The organism is Paractinoplanes ferrugineus (genome assembly GCF_016862195.1).
In the GTDB taxonomy this organism is placed as follows: Bacteria; Actinomycetota; Actinomycetes; order Mycobacteriales; family Micromonosporaceae; genus Actinoplanes; species Actinoplanes ferrugineus.
Map to the genome: position 1 here is coordinate 167,570 of NZ_BOMM01000051.1, position 19,010 is coordinate 186,579.

Annotated in this window: 21 protein-coding genes and 1 riboswitch; of the genes, 10 read left to right on the top strand and 11 right to left on the bottom strand. The window is 70.1% G+C overall.

Annotated elements, in window-relative coordinates; all coding sequences use genetic code 11:
- The first annotated feature begins 11 nt into the window (after positions 1–11).
- From Afe05nite_RS29085 to Afe05nite_RS29105, 5 genes are read left to right on the top strand one after another with little or no spacing between them, the layout of a single operon-like run.
- Entirely contained in the window at positions 12–635 is a 624-nt protein-coding gene (locus tag Afe05nite_RS29085) for a transporter (protein ID WP_203820414.1), read from the top strand.
- Positions 632–943, top strand: a complete 312-nt coding sequence (locus Afe05nite_RS29090) for a winged helix-turn-helix domain-containing protein (protein ID WP_203820415.1) — start codon at positions 632–634, stop codon at positions 941–943. Before Afe05nite_RS29085 ends, Afe05nite_RS29090 begins: the two co-directional genes overlap by 4 nt.
- On the top strand, positions 940–1,824 hold the full coding sequence (locus Afe05nite_RS29095; protein ID WP_203820416.1) for an ABC transporter ATP-binding protein: 885 nt from the start codon (positions 940–942) through the stop codon (positions 1,822–1,824). The genes Afe05nite_RS29090 and Afe05nite_RS29095 overlap by 4 nt, the downstream gene beginning before the upstream one ends.
- Positions 1,812–2,552 carry an ABC transporter permease gene (locus Afe05nite_RS29100; protein ID WP_203820417.1) on the top strand — a complete coding sequence of 247 codons (741 nt, stop codon included), beginning with the start codon at positions 1,812–1,814 and terminating at the stop codon, positions 2,550–2,552. Before Afe05nite_RS29095 ends, Afe05nite_RS29100 begins: the two co-directional genes overlap by 13 nt.
- 50 nt (positions 2,553–2,602) lie before the next feature.
- The gene (locus tag Afe05nite_RS29105; protein WP_203820418.1) at positions 2,603–3,367 is read left to right on the top strand and encodes a VOC family protein; all 765 of its coding nucleotides are present in this window, start codon (positions 2,603–2,605) and stop codon (positions 3,365–3,367) included.
- Here the strand turns inward: Afe05nite_RS29105 and Afe05nite_RS29110 are convergent.
- The 6 genes from Afe05nite_RS29110 to Afe05nite_RS29135 all read right to left on the bottom strand — a co-directional run bounded on the left by Afe05nite_RS29110 (position 3,364) and on the right by Afe05nite_RS29135 (position 8,419).
- Complete coding sequence (locus Afe05nite_RS29110) at positions 3,364–4,083, bottom strand: ABC transporter ATP-binding protein (RefSeq protein WP_239118278.1); 720 nt, start codon at positions 4,081–4,083, stop codon at positions 3,364–3,366. The two genes, Afe05nite_RS29105 and Afe05nite_RS29110, sit on opposite strands and share 4 nt — an antisense overlap.
- A 221-nt stretch (positions 4,084–4,304) precedes the next feature.
- Positions 4,305–5,357, bottom strand: coding sequence for a FecCD family ABC transporter permease (locus tag Afe05nite_RS29115; RefSeq protein ID WP_203820419.1), 1,053 nt, complete (start codon positions 5,355–5,357; stop codon positions 4,305–4,307).
- Positions 5,354–6,274: an ABC transporter substrate-binding protein gene (locus tag Afe05nite_RS29120; protein ID WP_203820420.1), complete on the bottom strand. Its 921-nt coding sequence runs from the start codon at positions 6,272–6,274 to the stop codon at positions 5,354–5,356. The genes Afe05nite_RS29115 and Afe05nite_RS29120 overlap by 4 nt, the downstream gene beginning before the upstream one ends.
- 123 nt (positions 6,275–6,397) lie before the next feature.
- Positions 6,398–6,470: riboswitch (cobalamin riboswitch) on the bottom strand.
- A 59-nt stretch (positions 6,471–6,529) separates the two neighbouring features.
- Positions 6,530–6,880, bottom strand: coding sequence for a DUF4229 domain-containing protein (locus tag Afe05nite_RS29125; protein ID WP_203820421.1), 351 nt, complete (start codon positions 6,878–6,880; stop codon positions 6,530–6,532).
- Positions 6,881–6,890: 10 nt separating this feature from the next.
- Positions 6,891–7,322 (bottom strand): hypothetical protein, encoded by a 432-nt coding sequence (locus Afe05nite_RS29130; RefSeq protein WP_203820422.1) that lies wholly within the window; start codon positions 7,320–7,322, stop codon positions 6,891–6,893.
- 23 nt (positions 7,323–7,345) lie between these two features.
- Positions 7,346–8,419, bottom strand: a complete 1,074-nt coding sequence (locus Afe05nite_RS29135; protein ID WP_203820423.1) for a radical SAM protein — start codon at positions 8,417–8,419, stop codon at positions 7,346–7,348.
- A 273-nt stretch (positions 8,420–8,692) separates the two neighbouring features.
- Here Afe05nite_RS29135 and Afe05nite_RS29140 point away from each other — a divergent pair, with 273 nt between their 5' ends.
- Positions 8,693–10,300, top strand: a complete 1,608-nt coding sequence (locus Afe05nite_RS29140) for a C40 family peptidase (protein WP_239118279.1) — start codon at positions 8,693–8,695, stop codon at positions 10,298–10,300.
- Positions 10,301–11,182: 882 nt separating this feature from the next.
- Here Afe05nite_RS29140 and Afe05nite_RS29145 read toward each other — a convergent pair.
- Complete coding sequence (locus tag Afe05nite_RS29145) at positions 11,183–11,479, bottom strand: hypothetical protein (RefSeq protein ID WP_203820425.1); 297 nt, start codon at positions 11,477–11,479, stop codon at positions 11,183–11,185.
- Positions 11,480–12,044: 565 nt separating this feature from the next.
- Between Afe05nite_RS29145 and Afe05nite_RS29150 the strand changes: the two genes are divergently transcribed.
- The 3 genes from Afe05nite_RS29150 to Afe05nite_RS29160 all read left to right on the top strand — a co-directional run bounded on the left by Afe05nite_RS29150 (position 12,045) and on the right by Afe05nite_RS29160 (position 14,922).
- Complete coding sequence (locus Afe05nite_RS29150; RefSeq protein ID WP_203820426.1) at positions 12,045–12,419, top strand: hypothetical protein; 375 nt, start codon at positions 12,045–12,047, stop codon at positions 12,417–12,419.
- Positions 12,420–12,673: 254 nt separating this feature from the next.
- Positions 12,674–14,239 (top strand): DEAD/DEAH box helicase, encoded by a 1,566-nt coding sequence (locus tag Afe05nite_RS29155; RefSeq protein ID WP_239118268.1) that lies wholly within the window; start codon positions 12,674–12,676, stop codon positions 14,237–14,239.
- Between the two features lie 56 nt (positions 14,240–14,295).
- On the top strand, positions 14,296–14,922 hold the full coding sequence (locus Afe05nite_RS29160) for a putative glycolipid-binding domain-containing protein (RefSeq protein ID WP_203820428.1): 627 nt from the start codon (positions 14,296–14,298) through the stop codon (positions 14,920–14,922).
- Here the strand turns inward: Afe05nite_RS29160 and Afe05nite_RS29165 are convergent.
- Complete coding sequence (locus tag Afe05nite_RS29165; RefSeq protein WP_203820429.1) at positions 14,912–15,364, bottom strand: Lrp/AsnC family transcriptional regulator; 453 nt, start codon at positions 15,362–15,364, stop codon at positions 14,912–14,914. The genes Afe05nite_RS29160 and Afe05nite_RS29165 overlap by 11 nt on opposite strands.
- Positions 15,365–15,574: 210 nt before the next feature.
- Between Afe05nite_RS29165 and Afe05nite_RS29170 the strand changes: the two genes are divergently transcribed.
- Entirely contained in the window at positions 15,575–15,850 is a 276-nt protein-coding gene (locus tag Afe05nite_RS29170; RefSeq protein ID WP_203820430.1) for a BldC family transcriptional regulator, read from the top strand.
- On the opposite strand, the gene Afe05nite_RS29175 is transcribed toward Afe05nite_RS29170, so the two are convergent.
- The 3 genes from Afe05nite_RS29175 to Afe05nite_RS29185 all read right to left on the bottom strand — a co-directional run bounded on the left by Afe05nite_RS29175 (position 15,823) and on the right by Afe05nite_RS29185 (position 18,923).
- Positions 15,823–16,461, bottom strand: coding sequence for a UbiX family flavin prenyltransferase (locus Afe05nite_RS29175; protein ID WP_203820431.1), 639 nt, complete (start codon positions 16,459–16,461; stop codon positions 15,823–15,825). The two genes, Afe05nite_RS29170 and Afe05nite_RS29175, sit on opposite strands and share 28 nt — an antisense overlap.
- Positions 16,462–16,569: 108 nt before the next feature.
- On the bottom strand, positions 16,570–17,466 hold the full coding sequence (gene mqnP, locus Afe05nite_RS29180; protein ID WP_203820432.1) for a menaquinone biosynthesis prenyltransferase MqnP: 897 nt from the start codon (positions 17,464–17,466) through the stop codon (positions 16,570–16,572).
- The gene (locus Afe05nite_RS29185) at positions 17,463–18,923 is read right to left on the bottom strand and encodes a menaquinone biosynthesis decarboxylase (protein ID WP_203820433.1); all 1,461 of its coding nucleotides are present in this window, start codon (positions 18,921–18,923) and stop codon (positions 17,463–17,465) included. Before Afe05nite_RS29185 ends, mqnP begins: the two co-directional genes overlap by 4 nt.
- Positions 18,924–19,010: the final 87 nt, after the last annotated feature.

Here is a 19,010-nt window from a genome sequence, read left to right on the forward strand (position 1 = left end):
AAGTTCTTTGCATGGAACCCAGCGAGGATGACATCAGCCCCGCCGAAGCACTCGCCCTCATCGAGCGGGAGCGGGCCAACCTCGTCCGCGACATCCGCCCCGACCCCCGCTTGATGTATTGGCCGTGGGGTTTCGCCTGGCTGATCTGCTTCAGCCTGTTCTTCCTGCGCTACGGCCCGGGCGGCCGGATCTACGTCGACCTGCCCGAGTGGCTGCCGCTCGTCGCGATGCTCGTCCTGTTCGTCGTGGCCGGCCTCGTCACCGGCGTGGCCGGCAGCAAGCCGATGCGCCGCACGAGCGGGCCGGGCGCCTGGTCCGGGCGGGCCTACGCGCTGTCCTGGTCGCTCGCCTTCGCCAGCCTGTCGGTGCTGTTCAGCCGGATCGGCGGTCATCTGCCCGAGCAGCAGACGGGCCTGCTCTGGGCGGGCGGCATGGTCGCGCTCACCGGCGCCCTGCACATGGCCGGCAGCGCCATCTGGCAGGACCGCGAGCTGTTCGCGCTCGGCGCCTGGACCAGCGTGATCAACGTCGCCGGCATCATCGCCGGCCCCGGCTGGCACTCGCTGATCGTCGCGATCCTCGGCGGCGGCGGGATGATCCTGGCCGGCGCGCTGGGCTGGCGGCAGCTTCGATGACCGAGAGCCCCGACCTCGACCCGGTCATCCACGCCCAGGCCCGGCTGCGGGTGGTCTCCGCCCTCTCGGTCCTCAACGAGCACGACAAGATCACCTTCCCGGTCCTGCAGGACTCGCTGCGGATGACCGCCGGCAACCTCTCGGTGCACCTGCGCAAGCTCGAGGACGCCGGATATGTCGAGGTCACCAAGACCCATCAGGGCCGCACCCCGGCCACCCTGATCCGCCTCACCCGCCGTGGCCGGCTCGCCTTCGAGGAATACACGGCGGCACTTCGAGCCCTTCTCGAACCGGGAGCGTCCACATGATCCTCGCGCGAGCCATCGACGTCAGCCGCCGTTACGGCGACACCCTCGCCCTCGACGGCGTCAGCCTCGATATCACGGCCGGCCAGATCGTCGGCGTGCTCGGCCCCAACGGCGCCGGCAAGTCCACCCTGATCAGCCTGCTCACCGGCATCCGCAAGCCGTCCTCGGGACGGGTCGAGCTGCTCGGCCAGGACCCCCGGCAACCGGCCGGGCGGCGGCACCTCGGGGTCACCCCGCAGGAGACCGGCCTGCCGGCCACGCTGCGCGTCGCGGAGGTCGTCGACTTCGTCCGGGCGCACTATCCCGACCCGCTGCCCCAGGCCGAGTTGCTCGGCCGGTTCGGGTTGGCCGATCTCGCCCGCCGGCAGACCGGAGGCCTGTCCGGCGGCCAGAAACGACGCGTCGCCGTGGCCCTCGCCTTCGCCGGCCGGCCGAAGATCGTATTCCTCGACGAGCCGACCACGGGGCTCGACATCGAGGCGCGACGGTCCCTGTGGGACGGCATCCGCGAGTTCCATGCCGACGGCGGCACGGTGGTGCTGACCAGCCATTACCTCGAAGAGGTGGAGGCGCTGGCCCGGCGCGCGGTAGTGATCGGGGGTGGCCGGGTGCTCGCCGACGACACCGTCGACGCGGTGCGCGGCCTGGTTGCCGTGCGCCGGGTGAGCCTCACCTCGCCCGTACCCCTGCCTGAGCTTGACGGATTGACCGCGACCGACCGCGAGGGCGACCGGTGGCACCTGCTCAGCCCGGACGCCGATCGGCTGGTTCGCGACCTGGTCGCGGCCGGCGTGCCGTTCACCGACCTGGAAGTCCGTCCCGCCTCCCTGGAGGAGGCGTTCCTGCGCCTGTTGGAAAGAGAGGTGCCATGTCCGGCCTGATCCGCACGCACACCCGGTTCCAGCTGCTCGAGACGTCACGCACACCGATCGCGATAATCGGCAGCGCGATCTGGCCGGCCGCGTCGATGCTCGCGTTCGTCGTCCCCTACGCGGGCGACGACCCGCATTTCGCCAACGCCACGACCGCGTCGATGCTGACCTTCGCGGTGATGAGCACCAACCTTTTCCAGTACGGCGTGGGCGTGGCCGACGACCGGGTGCAGCCCTGGGACCCGTACGTGCGGACCCTCGCCGCCGGGGCCCTGCCCCGCTTCGCCGGTCGGCTGCTGGCCGGCCTCGCGCTGATGGCCGTCGCCCTGCTCCCGGTCGTGCTGATCTCGGCGTTCCTGACCGCGGCCTCGCTCAGCCCGGCCCGCTTCCTGCTCGCGGCTCTCGCCATCACGTTCATCGCGGTGCCGTTCATCCTGATGGGCCTCGCGATCGGCTACTCGATGCCGCCGAAGGCCGCGGTCGTGGTCGCGCAGGTCCTGTTCCTGCCGCTGGCGTTCGGCGGCGGGCTGATGAGCGCACCCGGCTGGGCGCCCGGCTTCGTCGAGACCGTCGGACCCTACCTGCCGACCGGCGGAGCGGTGCGTCTTATGTGGGCGGCCGTCGGGGAAGCCCCGATCCGTCCGGTTTCCGTTGTGTCGCTGATCACTTGGACCGCCGCCCTAGCTGGGGTGGCCTGGTGGGCCTATCGGCGCGACGAGGGTCGCCGGTTCAGCTAGAACATTGACACTTAAAGTTGCTTAAAGGTCCGCGGTGCCACGATTTCCCGATGAACACCGCATCGACGCCCGGCTTTCCCACCTGGGTTGACTTGGGAACCGCCGATCTCGCGGGTGCGACTCGCTTCTACGCCGGGCTGTTCGGCTGGACCGCCGACGTGGCCGGCGAGGAATTCGGCGGATACACCACCTTCCTGCTCAACGGCCGCCCCGTGGCGGGGGCCGGACCCCTTTACGGCGAGGGCCAGCCCACGGCCTGGAGCACGTACATCGCCACCGCCAACGCCGACGCGATCGCCGAGCGGGTGCTCGCGGCCGGCGGCAAAGTCCTGGTCCCCCCGTTCGACGTGCTCGACCAGGGGCGGATGGCGGCCTTCCTCGACCCGTCCGGTGCCCCGTTCAGCGTCTGGCAGGCCGGCACCATGCGCGGAGCCTCGATCTTCGACGTGCCCGGCACGCTCACCTGGAACGAACTGAACACCCGCGACCTGGACGGGTCGGCGGGGTTCTACGGCGCGGTGTTCGGGTGGGTGTTCCGGCACAGCACGATGGGCTCGCAGCGCTACCTGGTGGCGAAACTGAACGAGATCCCGATCTGCGGCATCCAGCCGATGGCCGCCCCGGACTGGCCTGTCGACATGCCGGCCCACTGGATGATCTATTTCGCCGTGCAGGACTGCGACCGGTCGGCGGCCCACGCCCACGCGCTGGGCGGCCAGGTGTTGCGGCCGCCCACGAACCTGTCGATCGGGCGGTACGCGGTGCTCGAAGACCCCCAGGGCGGAATGTTCGCGATCCTCGCTCCGCAGCACTAGCCCCGGGTCGGCACGACAAGTGGGCCGTGCTCGCCCTCGACGACCCGCACCCGCACCCGGTAGTGCTCAGCCAGAATCCGCTCGGTCAGCACCGTGGCCGGCGGGCCGGACGCCACCACCCGGCCCGCCGACAACAGCACCATGCGGTCGGCATATTCGCCGGCGGTCGTCAGGTCGTGCATGGTGGCGAGCACGGTAAGCCCCCGTTCGGCCCGCAGTCGGTCGACGAGTTCGAGCACTTCCTGCTGGTGCCCGATGTCGAGGGCGCTGGTCGGCTCGTCGAGCAGCAGGATGCGAGCGCCCTGCGCCAGCGCCCGGGCGAGGAAGACCCGCTGCCGTTCGCCTCCGCTGAGCGTGTCGAGCCGCCGCCCGGCGAACCGCTCCAGGTCGAGTGCCACCAGCACGTCCTCGACGGCGGCGAGGTCGGCTTCCGACTCCCGGCCCAGCGGCGGCACATAGGGCGTACGCCCGAGCAGCACGTAGTCGAAGACCCGCATGGCGGACGGAACCACCGGCGACTGCGTGACGGTGGCGATCGTCTTGGCCCGTTCGCGCCGGGGCAACCGCTCGACGGCCGCCCCGTCCAACTCGACGCTGCCCTCGAAGGGAAGCAGCCCGCCGATGGCCCGGAGCGCTGTCGACTTGCCCGCCCCGTTCGGCCCGATGATCGTCACCCATTCCCCCCGGGCGACGTCGAGGTCGACACCGTCCACGATGAGCGTCCGCTCGAGCCGGACCCGAAGCCCCCGAACCGCGACAGCCGGCCCGGCCCCGCCTCGGTCGGCCCCGCCCCGGTCGGCCCCGCCCCGGTCGGCAGCCGTCTTCGGCCGGTCGTTCCCGGCGTCGCCCAGCGCCGGAGTCGCGGGTGCGGCGGTGGGGCGGCGGCCCGAGGTCGGGGCGTGCGGGCCGGGGCCGGGTGGGGCCGGGTCGAGGGTGGTCACAGGGCGGCCGTCCGGGTGGTTCGGAGGACGACGATGAAGAACGGGGCGCCGAAGAGCGCGGTCACCACCCCGATCGGGATCTCGGCCGCGCCGCCGGCGGTTCGGGCGACCAGGTCGGCGAGGGTCAGGAACGCGCCGCCGAACAGGACCGACAGCGGGAGGATCGAGCGGTAGCTCGGGCCGGCGAGCAGGCGCATCGTGTGCGGGACGATGATGCCGACGAAGCCGATCAAACCGGAGACCGACACCGCCGCAGCCGTGCCCAGGGACGCCGCGATGATCAGCAGATAGCGGCTCCGCTGCGGGTGCAGACCCAGGCCGGCTGCTTCCTCGTCACCCACCGTCAGGACGTCCAGTTCGCGGCGCTGCGACAGGACGATCGCCCCGGTCACTGCGGCGTAGGGCAGAACCAGCAGCACATCGTGCCAACCGGCGGTGGCGAGGCGGCCGAGCAGCCACGAGTAGACCTCACGCAGGGTGTCGACGTGCTGCTGCATGACATAGGTCTGGGCGGCGGCAAGGAACGTCGAGACCGCGACCCCGGCCAGGATCAACGTGGCCGGTGCGCGGTCCCGGCCACCCGCGGCGCCGAGGAGCCAGGTCAGCGCGGTCGCGACGAGCGCGCCCGCGAACGCCGCGAACGGGACACCGAACGGGAGGTTGGTGGTGGCCTCGCCGGCCGTCGAACGGAACGCGATCACCATGGTCACACCCAGGCCGGCGCCCGCCGCGACGCCCAGCAGGTGCGGGTCAGCCAGCGGGTTACGGAAGACGCCCTGGTAGGCGGCACCGGCCAGGGCCAGCATGCCGCCCACCAGCAGGCCGAGGAGCACGCGCGGCAGCCGCAGCTGGGTGACGATCGCGATCTCACGCTCGGTGAGACCGCTGTGCAGCCGTACACCGGGAATGAGATTCAGCAGTTCGGCCGCGACCCCGGCGGGCGGGAGCGCGACCGAGCCGAAGGCGAGGCCGGCGACCACCGCCACCAACACCGCGAGAAGGCCCGCCAGAAGCCAGACCGGCCGCAGGCCGGCGGGCCGAACATTCACGCCGGGACCTTGGCCACCGCGTCCGCGACAGACTGCACGAGATCAACGGTACGGGGGCCCCAGCGCGACGCGATGTCGTCGTCGAGGGCGTAGATTCGGCCGGCCTTGACCGCGTTGATGGTGTTCCAGCCCTTGCGCGTGGTGACCGTCTGCGCCGACTGCTGGCAGCACTTGCTGTCGGCCAGGAAGATCGTGTCCGGATTGGACTTGATCAGCGCTTCCTGGGAGAGCTGCGGGTAACCGCCCTTGGAACCGTCGGCGTCGGCGGCGTCCGCCACATTTGTCATGCCGAACAGCGTGAAGATCGAACCGATGAACGTCTTCGAGGTGACCGAGTAGAACGTCGGGTCGAGCTCGTAGTAATAGCTGAGCGGCTTCGACCGGGCCGGCACCTCCTTCACGATCTTGTCGATCTGGGTGGCCATCCGCTGGTGCAGCGCCTCGGCCTCGGCCTGATGGCCGGTGAGCGTGCCGATCTCGCCGATCTCCCGATAGCTGTCGTCCAGGGTGGTCGCGGCCGGAGTCAGGTAGACCGGGATCTTGAGGGTGGTCAGCTGCGACACGATCTTGTCGGTGTCGTTCGACAGGAGCACGAGGTCGGGGTTCTTGGCGGCGATCGCCTCGGCGTTGGGCTTGAAGCCGGAGAGGTCCGTCTTGGGCGCGTCGGCCGGGAAGTTCGACTGGTCGTCGACGGCCACGACCTGCGGGCCGGCCCCGATCGCGTACAGCATCTCGGTGCCGCTCGGGGTGAGCGAGACGATCCGCTCGGGTCGCTTGTCGAGCGTCACGCTCCCGGCCGTGACCGGATAGGCGGCTGATGCCGAAGTGGTGGGCGACACCTGTGTCTTGTCGTCGCCGCACCCGCCGGCAAGCAGCAGGGCGGCGGTGGTCACGGCGGCGATGAGCACACGTTTCATGTGGGTCCTCCGGTCGGCTCGGCGTGCGGTGGTGCTTCGCCGACAGGACCCGGGACGATCACCGGTCCGTCCGCGAGGCGCCCCTCCCCGAGAGCGCTTTCTTCGCGACCGTCGTCCAGGCGACCTGGCTGAACCTCGCCGTTCTCAGCAAACGGGAGGCATCACAGTTGCGGGACAGCGCCGGACTCGCACCGGCTTCGCTGAGACGCGGTCACCAGCACGCTATCCCACGAGATGGACACGGGCGGCGCCGGATTACTTCTTGGGCTCGTCCGCCGGCTCACTGTCGAGCTGGACGACCCGATCGCCGGTCGCCGGCTCGCTGTCGTGCCGGACCACCCGGTCGCCGGCCGCCGCGGCATCCTCGTCGCCGGCCAGGGCGGCCCGCAGCCGCTCCTTCTCGGTGGTGCGCCGGGACGCGGCCCCGGCCAGCTGCTCGCCCAGCCGGTTGCGCCAGTCGGCCAGCAGGAAGTAGGACAGCACGGCCGAGGCCAGCAGCGCGAGCATCGCTTTCACCAGGATGTTCAGCGGAAGCGGCAGCATCAGCACGAAGAGCAGCACGAACAGGCCGAGCCGGCCGAGCGTGTATTTGATGGCGGGACTCATGAGCTCTTTCCTAACCCGCGCGGTGGCTGAGCCACCGAAGGCCGTAGAACCAGATCAGGCAATAGACGAGCGTGAAGCCGGCGGCGCCGGCGATGCCACTGATGAGTACGGGGAAAAGCGGCGCCGCCAAGCTCGCGAAACTCAGCCCGGTCGCCACCCCGAAGCCCGCCGCCAGCACCGCCACCACGACCCGGTTCGGTCCGCTCGGACGGGCCGCCCGGAACTCCTCGACGAAGAGCCACAGCGGCAGGGCGAGGGCGAGCCAGCCACTGGTGTCGCCGAAGTCACCGGCCCGCACCAGCGCCAGGATCGCCTCGAAGGCGAGCAGCAGGACGACGCCGATCACCAGTCCGGCAAGCGCGGTGCCGAGCAGATCGCCGATGGTGGCCAGGCGTCCGCTCGCGTCACGGCGTGGTCGCCGCTCACTCTTGGTCTCGGTCATGACCCCCCGAGGGTACTGCTCGTTTACGCCCAGACCGTGGCCGGCTCGGCGCGGCGCGATGCCAAGGACGGGGCCGGCTCGTGTTCGCGGACCACCTCGTAGCGCGAGTTGCGCTCGACCGGCTGGAAACCGGCATCCCAGATCAGCTCGAGCACGTCGTCGCGGTGCATCGAGTGCGGTGTCGCCTCGGCCGTCACCACCGAGCCGTCGAGGTCGTCGGCGCCGAAGTTGAGGGTGAGCTGGGCGACGGACGGCCCGTGCATCGCCCAGATGCTCTTCAGGTGCGGCACGTTGTCGAACAGCAGCCGGGACACCGCGAACGTCTTCAGCGACTCGGCCGGCGCCGTGCCGCCCTCGTCGCGCACCGGGATGAGGACCGCGAAGCCGCCGGTCTCGTCCTGCAGCTCGCGCAGCCGGAGCACGTGATCGACCCGCCGGCGGGGCTCGTCGCGGGGGCCGTAGAGCATCGTGGCCGGCGTCTTCATACCTTTTTCATGGGCGACGCGATGGATGCGCGCCCAGTCGTCCCACCGGTTGTCGTCGCGGTCGAAGATCTCCGAACCGCCGCCGGTGAGCGACTCGAGGCCGGCGTCCCGCAACTCGTCGAGGATCTCGCCCGCGGAGCGCCCGCTGATCTGCTCGAGGCGCTGGATCTCGGTGGCGTTGAAAGCGAGGAGCTCGACCCCGGGCAACGCGGCCGTCAGCTCCCGCAGGGCCTCGGCATATCGACTCAGTGGCAGCGCGAGCCGCAGGCCGTCGACGAGGTGCAGCTCGGACAGCTGCTCGCCGGCCATCTCCCGGGCCGTGCGCACGACCTCGTCGAGGCCAAGCGCCCCTCCGGAACTAGGGGGGTTTTCGTCCGATTCGCGGCTGAAGGAACAATAGGCGCAACTTGCCGCGCAGACATTTGTCAGATTGAGGTGCCGGTTGACGTTGAACATCACCCGCTCGCCGTTCAACTCGGTGCGCCGGCGATGGGCCAGCCGACCAAGCCAGGCGAGGTCGTCCGACCCGTACAGCGCGACGCCGTCCTCGCGGGTCAATCGCTCACCTGCATATACCTTGGCCTCGAGCTCACGCTTGCGTCCGGCATCCATCGGCGCCCCTCCTTCTACCCGCGGACGAGCCTACGTCCCACCCCTGACAAGATCACGACCGCCGGGTTCCGGGGCGGCCCGGCCCACGATGTCGATCTTCGGATTTACAGGCTTCTTTCATCTCTGATCAATCGACAGCCGTAGGAGCCATGAGGTAAGCCTTTAGAGGGACGAGAAGTGGCGAGTACCTTCGTCACGGACGGGGAGCAAATGGCTACTGCACGTTACGGAGACCGGCGAAGGCGATCGGCGCGCCCATGGTGGCGCCCCGTGATGTTTTCGGCTGCCGCCGCCGCTGCGATCGCCGCCCTGTTCAACCCTCTTCCCGCGGTCGCCGCCCCGCCGAGCGTGCCGCAGGTCCCGGCCGCTCCCGCCGTGCCCGACGCCGGCTCCCGACCGATGGCGCTCGGCACCCTGTTGATGCCCGGTCAGGTCGCGTCCACACCCACGGTCACGCCGACCCTGATCGGGTCCGCGACCAGCCCCGTGCTGCAGCAGATCGAGAAGGGCCGCGCCGAGATCGCCACCATGGGCGACGATCTGATCAAGCTCGGCCAGGACCGCGATCTCGCGCAGACCCAGTTCAAGACCACCGAGCAGCGTTACGACGACGCCGCCGCCAACCTCCAGGACGCGCGTACCGCCGCCGCCGACGCCGCGGCCAAGGCGCTGCGCGAAGCCGCCGCGATGCCACCTGGCGCCTACGTTCCCGGCCTGGCCGGGCTCGACGACCTGGCCCGCATCCAGCGCGGTGACGCCTCCACCGAGCAGGCGACGACCCGCCAGATCGAGTCGGCCGAGACCGCCGTCCAGCTCGCTCTCGACGAGGAGACCCTCGCCAAGAAGCACTGGGACGACCTGGTCGCGCAATACACCAAGACCAACACCACGCTCAACCAGAAGCAGGCGGCGCAGCAGACCCTCGAGCTCGCCCACGTCGACGAGCTCAGCGCGGCCGAGACCAGCGAGACCGCCGCCGACAGCGCCCTGGGCGCGCAGTACCTGACCGGCGCCGAAGCCGGCCGCGGCGCCGACGCGCGCGCCGTCAAGGCCGTGGAGTTCGCGCTGTCCCAGCGCGGCAAGCCATACGAGTGGTCCGAGGAGGGCCCGAACACCTACGACTGCTCCGGCCTGATGTGGGCGTCCTACCGCACGGTCGGATTCCAGCTCCAGCGCGTCTCCCGCGACCAGTACTGGCAGACCCGCAACAAGGTCGTCGACCGCTATTCGCTGCTCCCCGGCGACCTGCTGTTCTTCAGCTATTCGAACAGCTGGCGCGGCATCCACCACGTCGCGATGTACGCGGGCAACGGCATGATGGTCGAGGCCCCGCGCACCGGCCTCAACGTCCGCCTCACCCCGGTCCGCTGGTCCCGGCTCTTCCAGGCCACCCGGGTCTTCGGCTCGGTGCCCGGGGTCACCGAGGGCCCCGTGCTCGGCGCCCCCGACCCCGACCCGGCCGACTCCGCCACCGGCGGCCCGAAGCCGCCCACGACCCCGGCCGGCAGCAGCAAGCCGACCACCCCGACCACCCCCGCCAAGCCCACCACAAGCCCGACCGGCGGCACCAAGCCGACCACGAGCCCGACCCCGAGCGGCTCCACCCCCGCCACGCCGCCCACGACCACGCCGCCCACCACGACGCCGCCGGTAACGACGACGTCGCCGCAGCCCGCGGAGACCTCCGCGCCGCCCACCGGCGGCACCAGCTCGGGTGGCACCAGCTCGGGCGGCACCAGCTCGGGCGGCACCAGCTCCGGCAGCGAGAGCAAGCCGGCCAGCAGCTCGACGTCGTCGCGGGCGAGCGCGACAAAGGAAACCAGTTCCTCCAGCGCCGCTCAGTCGGCATCGTCGTCCTCGGCGTCCGCATCCTCAGACTGAGCCGCCCGTTTGCCTTGGAAACCGGGCGGGAAAGATCGTCTTTTCCGGTGGCAACCCACCGGCCGCACGATTGGCCCCACTCGGTGCCGGGTGCGTTCACGAGCACGGATGTGGCACGGTAGGGACACAGCGTCCGGCGTCCGAACCGTCGGCACGCGGTCGGGAGGCTTTCATGGACGAGCGGCAGGCGACACCGGACAACGGCACAAAGCCGACATCCGGTGACGACCAGGAGGCGTACGCTCCGCCGCCGCCCCCTGCCCCCGGCGCCCTCTGGGCACCGTCGGCCCCGCCCGCAGCCGCACCACTCTCGGCCCCGCCCGCAGCCGAGCCACTCTCGGCCCCGCCCGCAGCCGAACCTTCCGCTGCCCAGCCGTCCGTCGCCGGAGCCTCCGTCGCCGCGCCCGCCGCTGCCCCGCCCGGCAACCGCACCGCCAGCGGGCGCGCCACCGTGGGCCGCCCGACCGGCTCCAGCTCCGCCAGCGGCTCCAGCTCCGTCAGCGGCTCCAGCTCCAGCTCCCTGAGCGGCTCCAGCTCCCCGAGCGGCTCCAGCTCCCCGAGCGGCTCCAGCTCCGGTTCTAACTCCCTGAGCGGCTCCGGCTCCGTCAGTGACTCCGGTTCGGTGAGCGGGCCCGGTTCGGTGAGCGCTTCCGTTCCCGTGTCGACCAACCCGGCCTCCGCCACAAGCGGCCGGGTCACCGGATCCGCGCGGCCGGTCAGCGCGCCCGCTGCCGGACCGATCCCGGAGCGGGTCGACGGCTCGTCTCGTCAGTTGCCCAGCCAGCCGAGTTCCGGCGCGGCTCGGGCCTCGGTGCCCGGCTCCATCAGCCCCGACTCGGCCGCCGTGCGCGCCGCGACGTGGCCGAGCGGCCAGGCGAAGGTCTACGGGGGCGCAAGCAGCAGCCCGGCCGAGTTCGAGTCGAGCCCGAAGCCGTCGGTCTCCTCGACATCGATCGGCACTGCCTCGGTGTCCATCAAGCCGCCCACCGACGAAAAGCCCGCCCCGGACGCGCAGCTGCCCACGGACGGCAAGCTCGCCACGGACGCGAAACCGGAGTCGCAGTCGGCCGCGGCGAAGACCGCGAACGGCAACTTCGTGGATGCCCGGCCCGCGGAGGCGAAGCGGGCCGACTCGTGGCCCGCCAGTGCGGCGTTCGACGATGCGACGTTCGTGGGCAAGGCCGCGGAGCCCGAGCAGCCGGGCGACCCGAAGCCGGCCGAACCCGAGCCCAGCGAGCCCGACCCGGTCAAACCGCAGCCGAGCGAGCCCGAGCCGGCCCCGGGGCCGGCTCCGGAGCCGGCCCCGGACAAGCCCTGGCCGACCCCGGAGAAGCCGGAGCCACTGCGCCCGGCACCGAGGCCCGAGCCGGGCCCGTTCGAGCCGCCCGCACCGACCCCGTTCCCGCAGCCCAGGCCGTTCCCGGGGCCCGCGCCGACGCCGCCCGGTCCAGTTCCGCCGAGCCCCGGTCCCTCCCCGGTGCCGCCGAGCCCCGGTCCCTCCCCGGTGCCGCCAGGGCCAGGGCCGTCACCGGTGCCGCCCGGTCCAGGACCCTCGCCGGTGCCGCCAGGGCCGGGGCCCTCGCCCGTACCGCCGGGTCCAGGTCCCGTCCCGGGGCCGCTCTTCCCGCCACCAACGATCTCGGAGCCGACCCTGCCTTCCTATTCCGTCCCGCCGTCGGCGGGATCGCGGCCGACAGTTACGCCGCCCCCGGCCAACCCATACGGGGTCGCCGGTCCGGCCGCAATGACCCAGCCGTTCGGCGTAACCGCTGCGCCGACCAAGCAGGCCAGTCCCCCACCGGCGTACCCCGTTGGGTTCGATCCGAATTTGACCGCGCCGGTCCCTCACCAGCGGGGCCAGGTCTATGGCGCCGGTGGATACGAGATGATTGACACAACCATGCCGGTTTCGATGAATCCCGTGGAAAACTCGGGGTCACTGACCGGCCACATCCTGGCTCAGGGCTGGCGTGATGAGATCGTCGACCGGCGCCGCAGCAACCTCAAAGTAGTCATCGCGATGCTTGTGGTGCTGGGGTTGTTGGTGGCGGTCAGTGTGGTGTTCATGCTGACGGCCGGCAGTGCCTTCAGCGACATGCTGGACGGACTGTTCTCCTGAGTTTCACTCCGGCAGTTTGTCGGACGGCCCCGGTGGACCTATCCTTGCGAAGTTGCGCCGGGGGGTGAGCCTGCCCACTGCCGGGGCGGAATGCGGTCGGCGTCCGAAACGTTGAGCCGTACACTTATGACAGTTATTGAAGCGGCGTGCCTTAACAGCGCGCGCCACGGGCGTTCTTGCGGGCATTACAGCGGTCGGCTCTCAGCAGCCGCGGCGGGCCATTCGCGAGCATGCGCCCCCGTAGAGAGGTTCTCTTGACCACTTTCGCTGATCCCAGCACGTTCCCGTCCGTCTTCGAAGCCCCTGTTCCCGCAACAACCGACGAAACCCCGGCCGAGACTTCGGCCGAGGCTCCCACCAAGACCTTCGCTGAGCTGGGCCTGGCGCCTGAGCTAGTGCGTGTGCTCAGCCGTGAGGGCATCAACGCTCCGTTCGAGATCCAGGCCGCGACGATTCCCGACGCGCTGGCCGGCCGGGACGTTCTCGGTCGTGGCCAGACCGGCTCCGGCAAGACCCTGGCGTTCGGCCTGCCGCTTCTGGCTCGGGTCGCGCAGGGCGGCCGGGCCAAGCCGCACCACCCGAAGGCCCTGATCATGGTGCCGACGCGTGAGCTGGCCATGCAGGTCGCCGACGCACTTCAGCCGCTGGGCCGGTCGGTCGGCGTGTTCCTGAAGACCGCAGTCGGCGGCGTGCCGTACGACCGTCAGATGGACGCTCTGCGCCGTGGCGTCGAGGTGATTGTCGCCACGCCGGGCCGTCTCGGTGACCTGATCGAGCGCGGCGCCTGCAACCTCGACGAGGTCGAGGTGACCGTTCTCGACGAGGCCGACCAGATGGCCGACATGGGCTTCCTGCCCGAGGTCACCGAGCTGCTGGCGAAGACCCCGGAGCACGCGCAGCGTCTGCTCTTCTCGGCCACCCTCGACGGTGACGTCGACACCCTGGTCAAGCGGTTCATGCACGACCCGGTCACGCACTCGACCGATCCGTCCGAGGCCAGCGTGTCCACGATGGATCACCACCTGCTGCTGATCCCGCCGCAGGAGAAGTTCCCGATCACCGCCGCGATCGCCAACCGGTCGGGCAAGACCATCGTCTTCGCCCGCACCCAGATGGGCGTCGACCGGCTGGTCGAGCAGCTGCGCCAGGTCGGTGTCCGGGCCGGCGCTCTGCACGGTGGCAAGACGCAGCGGGTCCGCACCCGCACGCTGGCGGAGTTCAAGGAAGGCCGCACCAACGTGCTGGTGGCCACCGACGTGGCGGCTCGTGGCATCCACGTCGACGGCATCTCGCTCGTCGTGCACGTCGACCCGCCCAAGGACCCGAAGGACTACCTGCACCGGGCCGGTCGCACGGCGCGGGCCGGCGAGTCCGGCGGGGTGGTGACGCTGGTTCTGCCGAAGCAGCGTCGCAGCACGCAGGCCATGATGGGCAAGGCCGGGGTCGCTCCGGCTGAGGTCCGGGTCCGGCTGGGCGACGAGAAGCTGGCCGAGGTCACCGGAGCTCGCGAGCCGAGCGGTGTGCCGGTGGTCGAGGAGCCGGAGCCCCGCCGCGAGCGTGGCGACCGGCCGCGTGGTCGCTTCGGTGACCGCCCGCAGCGTTCGTACGGTGACCGTCCGCAGCGTACGTTCAGTGACCGGCCTCGCCGGGACCGTGCGGAGGGTGACCGCCCGCAGCGTCCGGTCGAGGACCGTCCGCTCGCGGACCGGCCCCGTAACGGTGAGCGGACCGGTGGATTCCGACGCGACAGCGGCCAGCGCAACGACCGGCGCGAAGGCACGGGTGGCCGCTACGGCGCCCGCCCCGCTCGCACCTACTGAGTAATCAACAGAGGCTCCGGCAGGAAAACTGCCGGGGTCTCTGTTGTCATATAGGCATGCCGTCACTGCCTGATTCGCTTTTCTGGGAACGCACGGACACCACCGGCGTCGAGCACACGCTGATCGACGCGCGGAACGGGCTGCACGCTCGGGGCACCATCCTGGCCGTCAAGCCGGTCCCGTTCACCTGCCGTTACGAGCTGCGTACGGACTCCGGCTGGGCCACCGCCCATCTGGACGTGACCGTGGAGGGTGCGGGCTTCAAGCGCAGCGTCCGCTTGGAGTTGGCCGCTCGCCGGTGGCGCGCGGTGACCGCCGAGCAGGGCAGCCTGGACGCGGAGTTGTCGGCGGCCGGGCATCCGGGCGCCGGCCTGCCGGGCATCGAGGACCCTGATCTGCTGTTCGGGGCGTACGACGTGGATCTGGGTGGTTCCCCGCTGACGAACACGTTGCCGATCCGCCGCCTCAACCTGTTGAAGGCGGAAACGGGCGTGGCCCATCGGATCAGCGTCGCCTGGGTGCTGCTGCCGAGCCTCGAAGTGGTTCAGGCGGATCAGATCTACACGCCGTTGAGCGCCAACAGCATCCGGTATGCGAGTGAGACGTTCAGTGCGGATCTGACCGTCGACGACGACGGCTTCGTCGTGGACTATCCCGGGCTTGCCAAGCAAATCACGAGGTGACGCCCGGCTGGGGGCGGTTCTCCCACTTCGTGCTGAGGGCGATCGCCGTACGCGTGGAGGCCACCCCCGGCGTGCGGTTGATCCGCACGATGAGCTGTTCGAGCTCGGCGATCGTGCCGACCCGCACGGTCAGCTGGTACGACTCCACACCGGCCATGAAGTAGCAACTCTCCACCTCGGGCATCGCCCGCACCGCGGCGAGCACGTCGTCGGTGTCGGCTCCGGAGTCCTCGATGATGCCGATCAGCGCGGTTACTCCGAGACCGAGCGCTTCGTGGTCGACGTCAGCCTGGTAACCGCGGATGGTTCCGGTCGCTTCGAGCTTGCCGACGCGCTCGTGCACGGCCGGCGCCGACAGCCCGACCTTGCGGGCCAGTTCGGCGTACGACGAGCGCGCGTTCTCCCGTAGCAGGTCGATCAGCCGTAGGTCGATGGAGTCCATAGCTCAGACCCTAAACGGGTGGCAGATCGCTACTCACGCCCGGTAGCGAGGAATGGGCGGCAGGATAACGATCACTGTCGCAATTAGGGCTTTTTCCGCATTCCAGGGACTCGGTTCCGGGGCAATGCTCTAATGGCTTTACGTCCCGATCGAGCATGCCGACACTCACCGTGATCACGGCCGCTCCAGAACCGACGCGAGGAGGGGGTTGTGGACACTGGAGATCGTCTGCTGACACCGGGCGAGGTGGCCGCGCTGTTCCGCGTCGACCCCAAAACGGTCACGCGCTGGGCCGCCGCCGGTCGTATCGGCAGCATCCGTACTCCGGGTGGCCACCGCCGGTTCCGCGAGTCCGAGGTCCGCGCGTTGCTCGAGGGCGACGGCGTGGTCGAGGAAATGCGCGAGGACGACGCAGCGAATCGTCCCCGCAATTCGGGTCCGAACAACCCGGGTATGGGTTACGGCCCGCCCAATGGGTTGCGCTGAGCATTCAGCTCACCCTTCCAACGGGTCAAAAGCGTGTGGGGTACGCCCATGGCGTCCAACACCTTTCCCGCGACGAAGTCGATGAGTTGTGGTGCGGTCGCCGCCGCCCCGGATCCGTAGAATCCGGGGCTGGCCGGCAAGACCACCGCTCCTGCATCGTGGAGCGCGATCAGGTGCTCCAGATGGCTACGAGTCACCGGAGTTTCCCGGGGCACCACCACGGTGCGCCGGCGCTCCTTCAGGTTGACTTCGGCGGCCCGCTGCAGCAGATCCTTGGAGAGCCCGATGGCGATGCCCGCGCAGGCTGCGGTGCTCGCCGGCACGACCACCATGCCCTTGGCCGGGTAGGAGCCGCTGCTCGGCCCGGCCGCCAGGTCACCGGCCGGCCAATAGGTCAGGTCGCCCAGCTCACGGCCGAGCCAGCCGGCCACGTCGTCCTTCCAGTGCGCGTCCCGCACGCTCGCCCCGGTCTCGTCGAGCAGGGTGAGCCGGGCCGCCCGGGACACGACCAGGTCGACTGACTCGCCGGCATCGAGCAGGGCGGTCAGCACAGCTTTGGCGTACGGCGTCCCGGAAGCCCCCGAGACGCCGACAACCCATGGTTCACGCATACCTCAAGTGTGCCCGCTAGTGTGCGCACGCAGGCTGCTTGCCGGGATGGCTCCATCCGGCCCCACTTCACGTACAGCCGGGCCGGCCGGCAGCCGGAGAGCCGGGGGTTACAACAGAATCAGGTCGAGCAGCGCGAAGAGGAACAGCGCGATCCCGACGAAGCCGTTGGCCGTGAAGAACGCCCGGTTGACTTTGGAGAGGTCGTTCTCGGCGACGACGACGTGCTGGTAGATGAAGGCGGCGGCGGTCAGGGCCAGCCCGATCCACCAGAGCCAGCCGAGGCCGACCAGCTCTCCGAACCAGACGAACAGGGCGAACGTCACGATGTGCGTGGCGGTGGAGATCCGCAGGGCGTTGCGCACACCCCACCGGGCCGGCGTCGAGTGCACCCCGATCTTCCGGTCGATCTCCACGTCCTGGCAGGCGTAGATGATGTCGAAGCCACCGATCCACAGGCCCACCGCGGCGCCGAGCAGCCAGGCCGGTCCGGAGCCGGCGAACGTGCCGGTGATGCCCAGCCAGGCGCCGACCGGTGCGACCGCTTGAGCGAGCGCCAGGATGTAGTGCGGGTAGTTGGTGAACCTCTTGCCGTACGGGTAGATCACCAGCGGGATCACCGCGAGCGGGAAGAGCACCAGGCAGAGCCAGTTGAGCAGGCCCGCCGCGACGGCCATGACGACGAGGGAGACGGCCGCGCCGGTCCACGCCGTGCGCGGGCTCACCGCGCCGGTCACCAGCTCGCGGTTCTGCGTGCGCGGGTTCAGCGCGTCGATCCGGCGGTCGAGGAGGCGGTTGGCGGCCATCGCGAACGTGCGCCCGGACACCATCGCGATGGTGATCAGCAACAGGTCGATCCAGTGGATGCCGGTGTCGAGGCGATCAAGAGCGACGAACGCCGACAGGTACGCGAAGGGGAGTGCGAAAACCGAGTGCTCGATCGCGACCAGCCGCAGGAACGACTTGACCTTGCCCGGCTTCTCCGGAACCGAAGCGACCGCCGTCATATCCCGTATTCCTTCCACCGCTTGTCCACCAGCGAGACCACCTCGGGTGACATGACCATCTCGTCCGGCCAGCCGCGGGTGTAACCCTCGCCGGGCAGCTTACGGGTGGCGTCGAGACCCGCCTTGCCGCCCCAGAACTGCTGGTAGGAGGCGTGATCGAGGTGGTCGACAGGGCCCTGGGTGATGAGCAGGTCACGGTCGTAGTCGACGTTGCCGAACGCCCGGAACGCCACCTCGGCGTAGTCGTGCACGTCGCAGTCCTCGTCGACGACCACGATCAGTTTCGACAGCGACATCAGGTGGGCGCCCCAGATCGCGTTCATGATCTTCTGGGCATGCTTCGGATAGCGCTTGCGGATCGAGACGATCACGCAGTTGTGGAAGACGCCGGCGGCCGGCATGTCGTAGTCGGCGATGTCCGGGATCAGCATCCGCAGCAGCGGCAGGAAGATCCGCTCGGTGGCCTTGCCCAGGCCGTGGTCCTCCTGCGGAGGCTTGGACGTGATGATCGAGTGGTAGATCGGCTTCTTCCGCATGGTCATCGTCTCGATGTGCAGCACCGGGAACGGCTCGACCGGGGTGTAGAAACCGGTGTGGTCGCCGAACGGGCCCTCGGGGTGCCGCTCGCCCGGCTCCAGGTAACCCTCGAGCACCACCTGCGCGTGCGCCGGCACCTGGAGCGGCACGGTCAGGCAGTCGACCATCTCGACCCGCTCGCCGCGCAGGAACCCGGCGAACAGGTATTCGTCGATGTCGGACGGCAACGGCGCGCTGGCCGCGTACGACACGACCGGGTCGCAGCCGATCGCGACGGCCACCGGCAGTCGCTGACCGAGCCGCTCGGCGACGGCGTGGTGGGCGGTCGAGTCCTTGTGGATCTGCCAGTGCATGCCGAGCGTGTTCTTCGAGTGCTGCTGGAGCCGGTAGAGGCCGAGGTTGCGCTTGCCGGTCTCCGGGTGCTTCGTGTGGGTCAGCCCGTAGTTGTGGTAGATGCCGCCGTCCTCCGGCCACACCTGCAGGCCGGGCAGCAGGCCCAGGTCGACGTCGTCGCCCTTGAGCACAACTTCCTGGCAGGGGGCGTTCTTCACCTTCTTCGGCGGCAGCGACTTGAGCTGAAGTGCCTTACCGATGCCCTCACGGATGCCGGCGAAGCCGACCGGGAGCTCCGGCTTGATCAACGCGCCGATCCGGTCGCCGACCTCGTCGAGCGAATCGACGCCGAGCGCCATCGCCATCCGCTTCTCGGTGCCGAACAGGTTGATCGCCACCGGCATGTCACCGCGGGTGGGTTTCTCGAAGAGCAGAGCCGGCCCGCCGGCCCGGACGGTGCGGGTGACGACCTCGCTGATCTCCAGCGTGGGGTCCGCCGGAACCCTGACCCGGCGCAGCTCACCGGCTGCTTCGAGGGCGGCGAGGAAGCTCTGCAGATCGTCGTACGGAAACCCACGAGGCGCCATGGATACCAGTGTTCACCACGGCTGGCTGTGAGCTACGCCCGGGCGATCACCGTCACTCCCGCTCTCCGGTTCGCGTTGAGCCGGGCA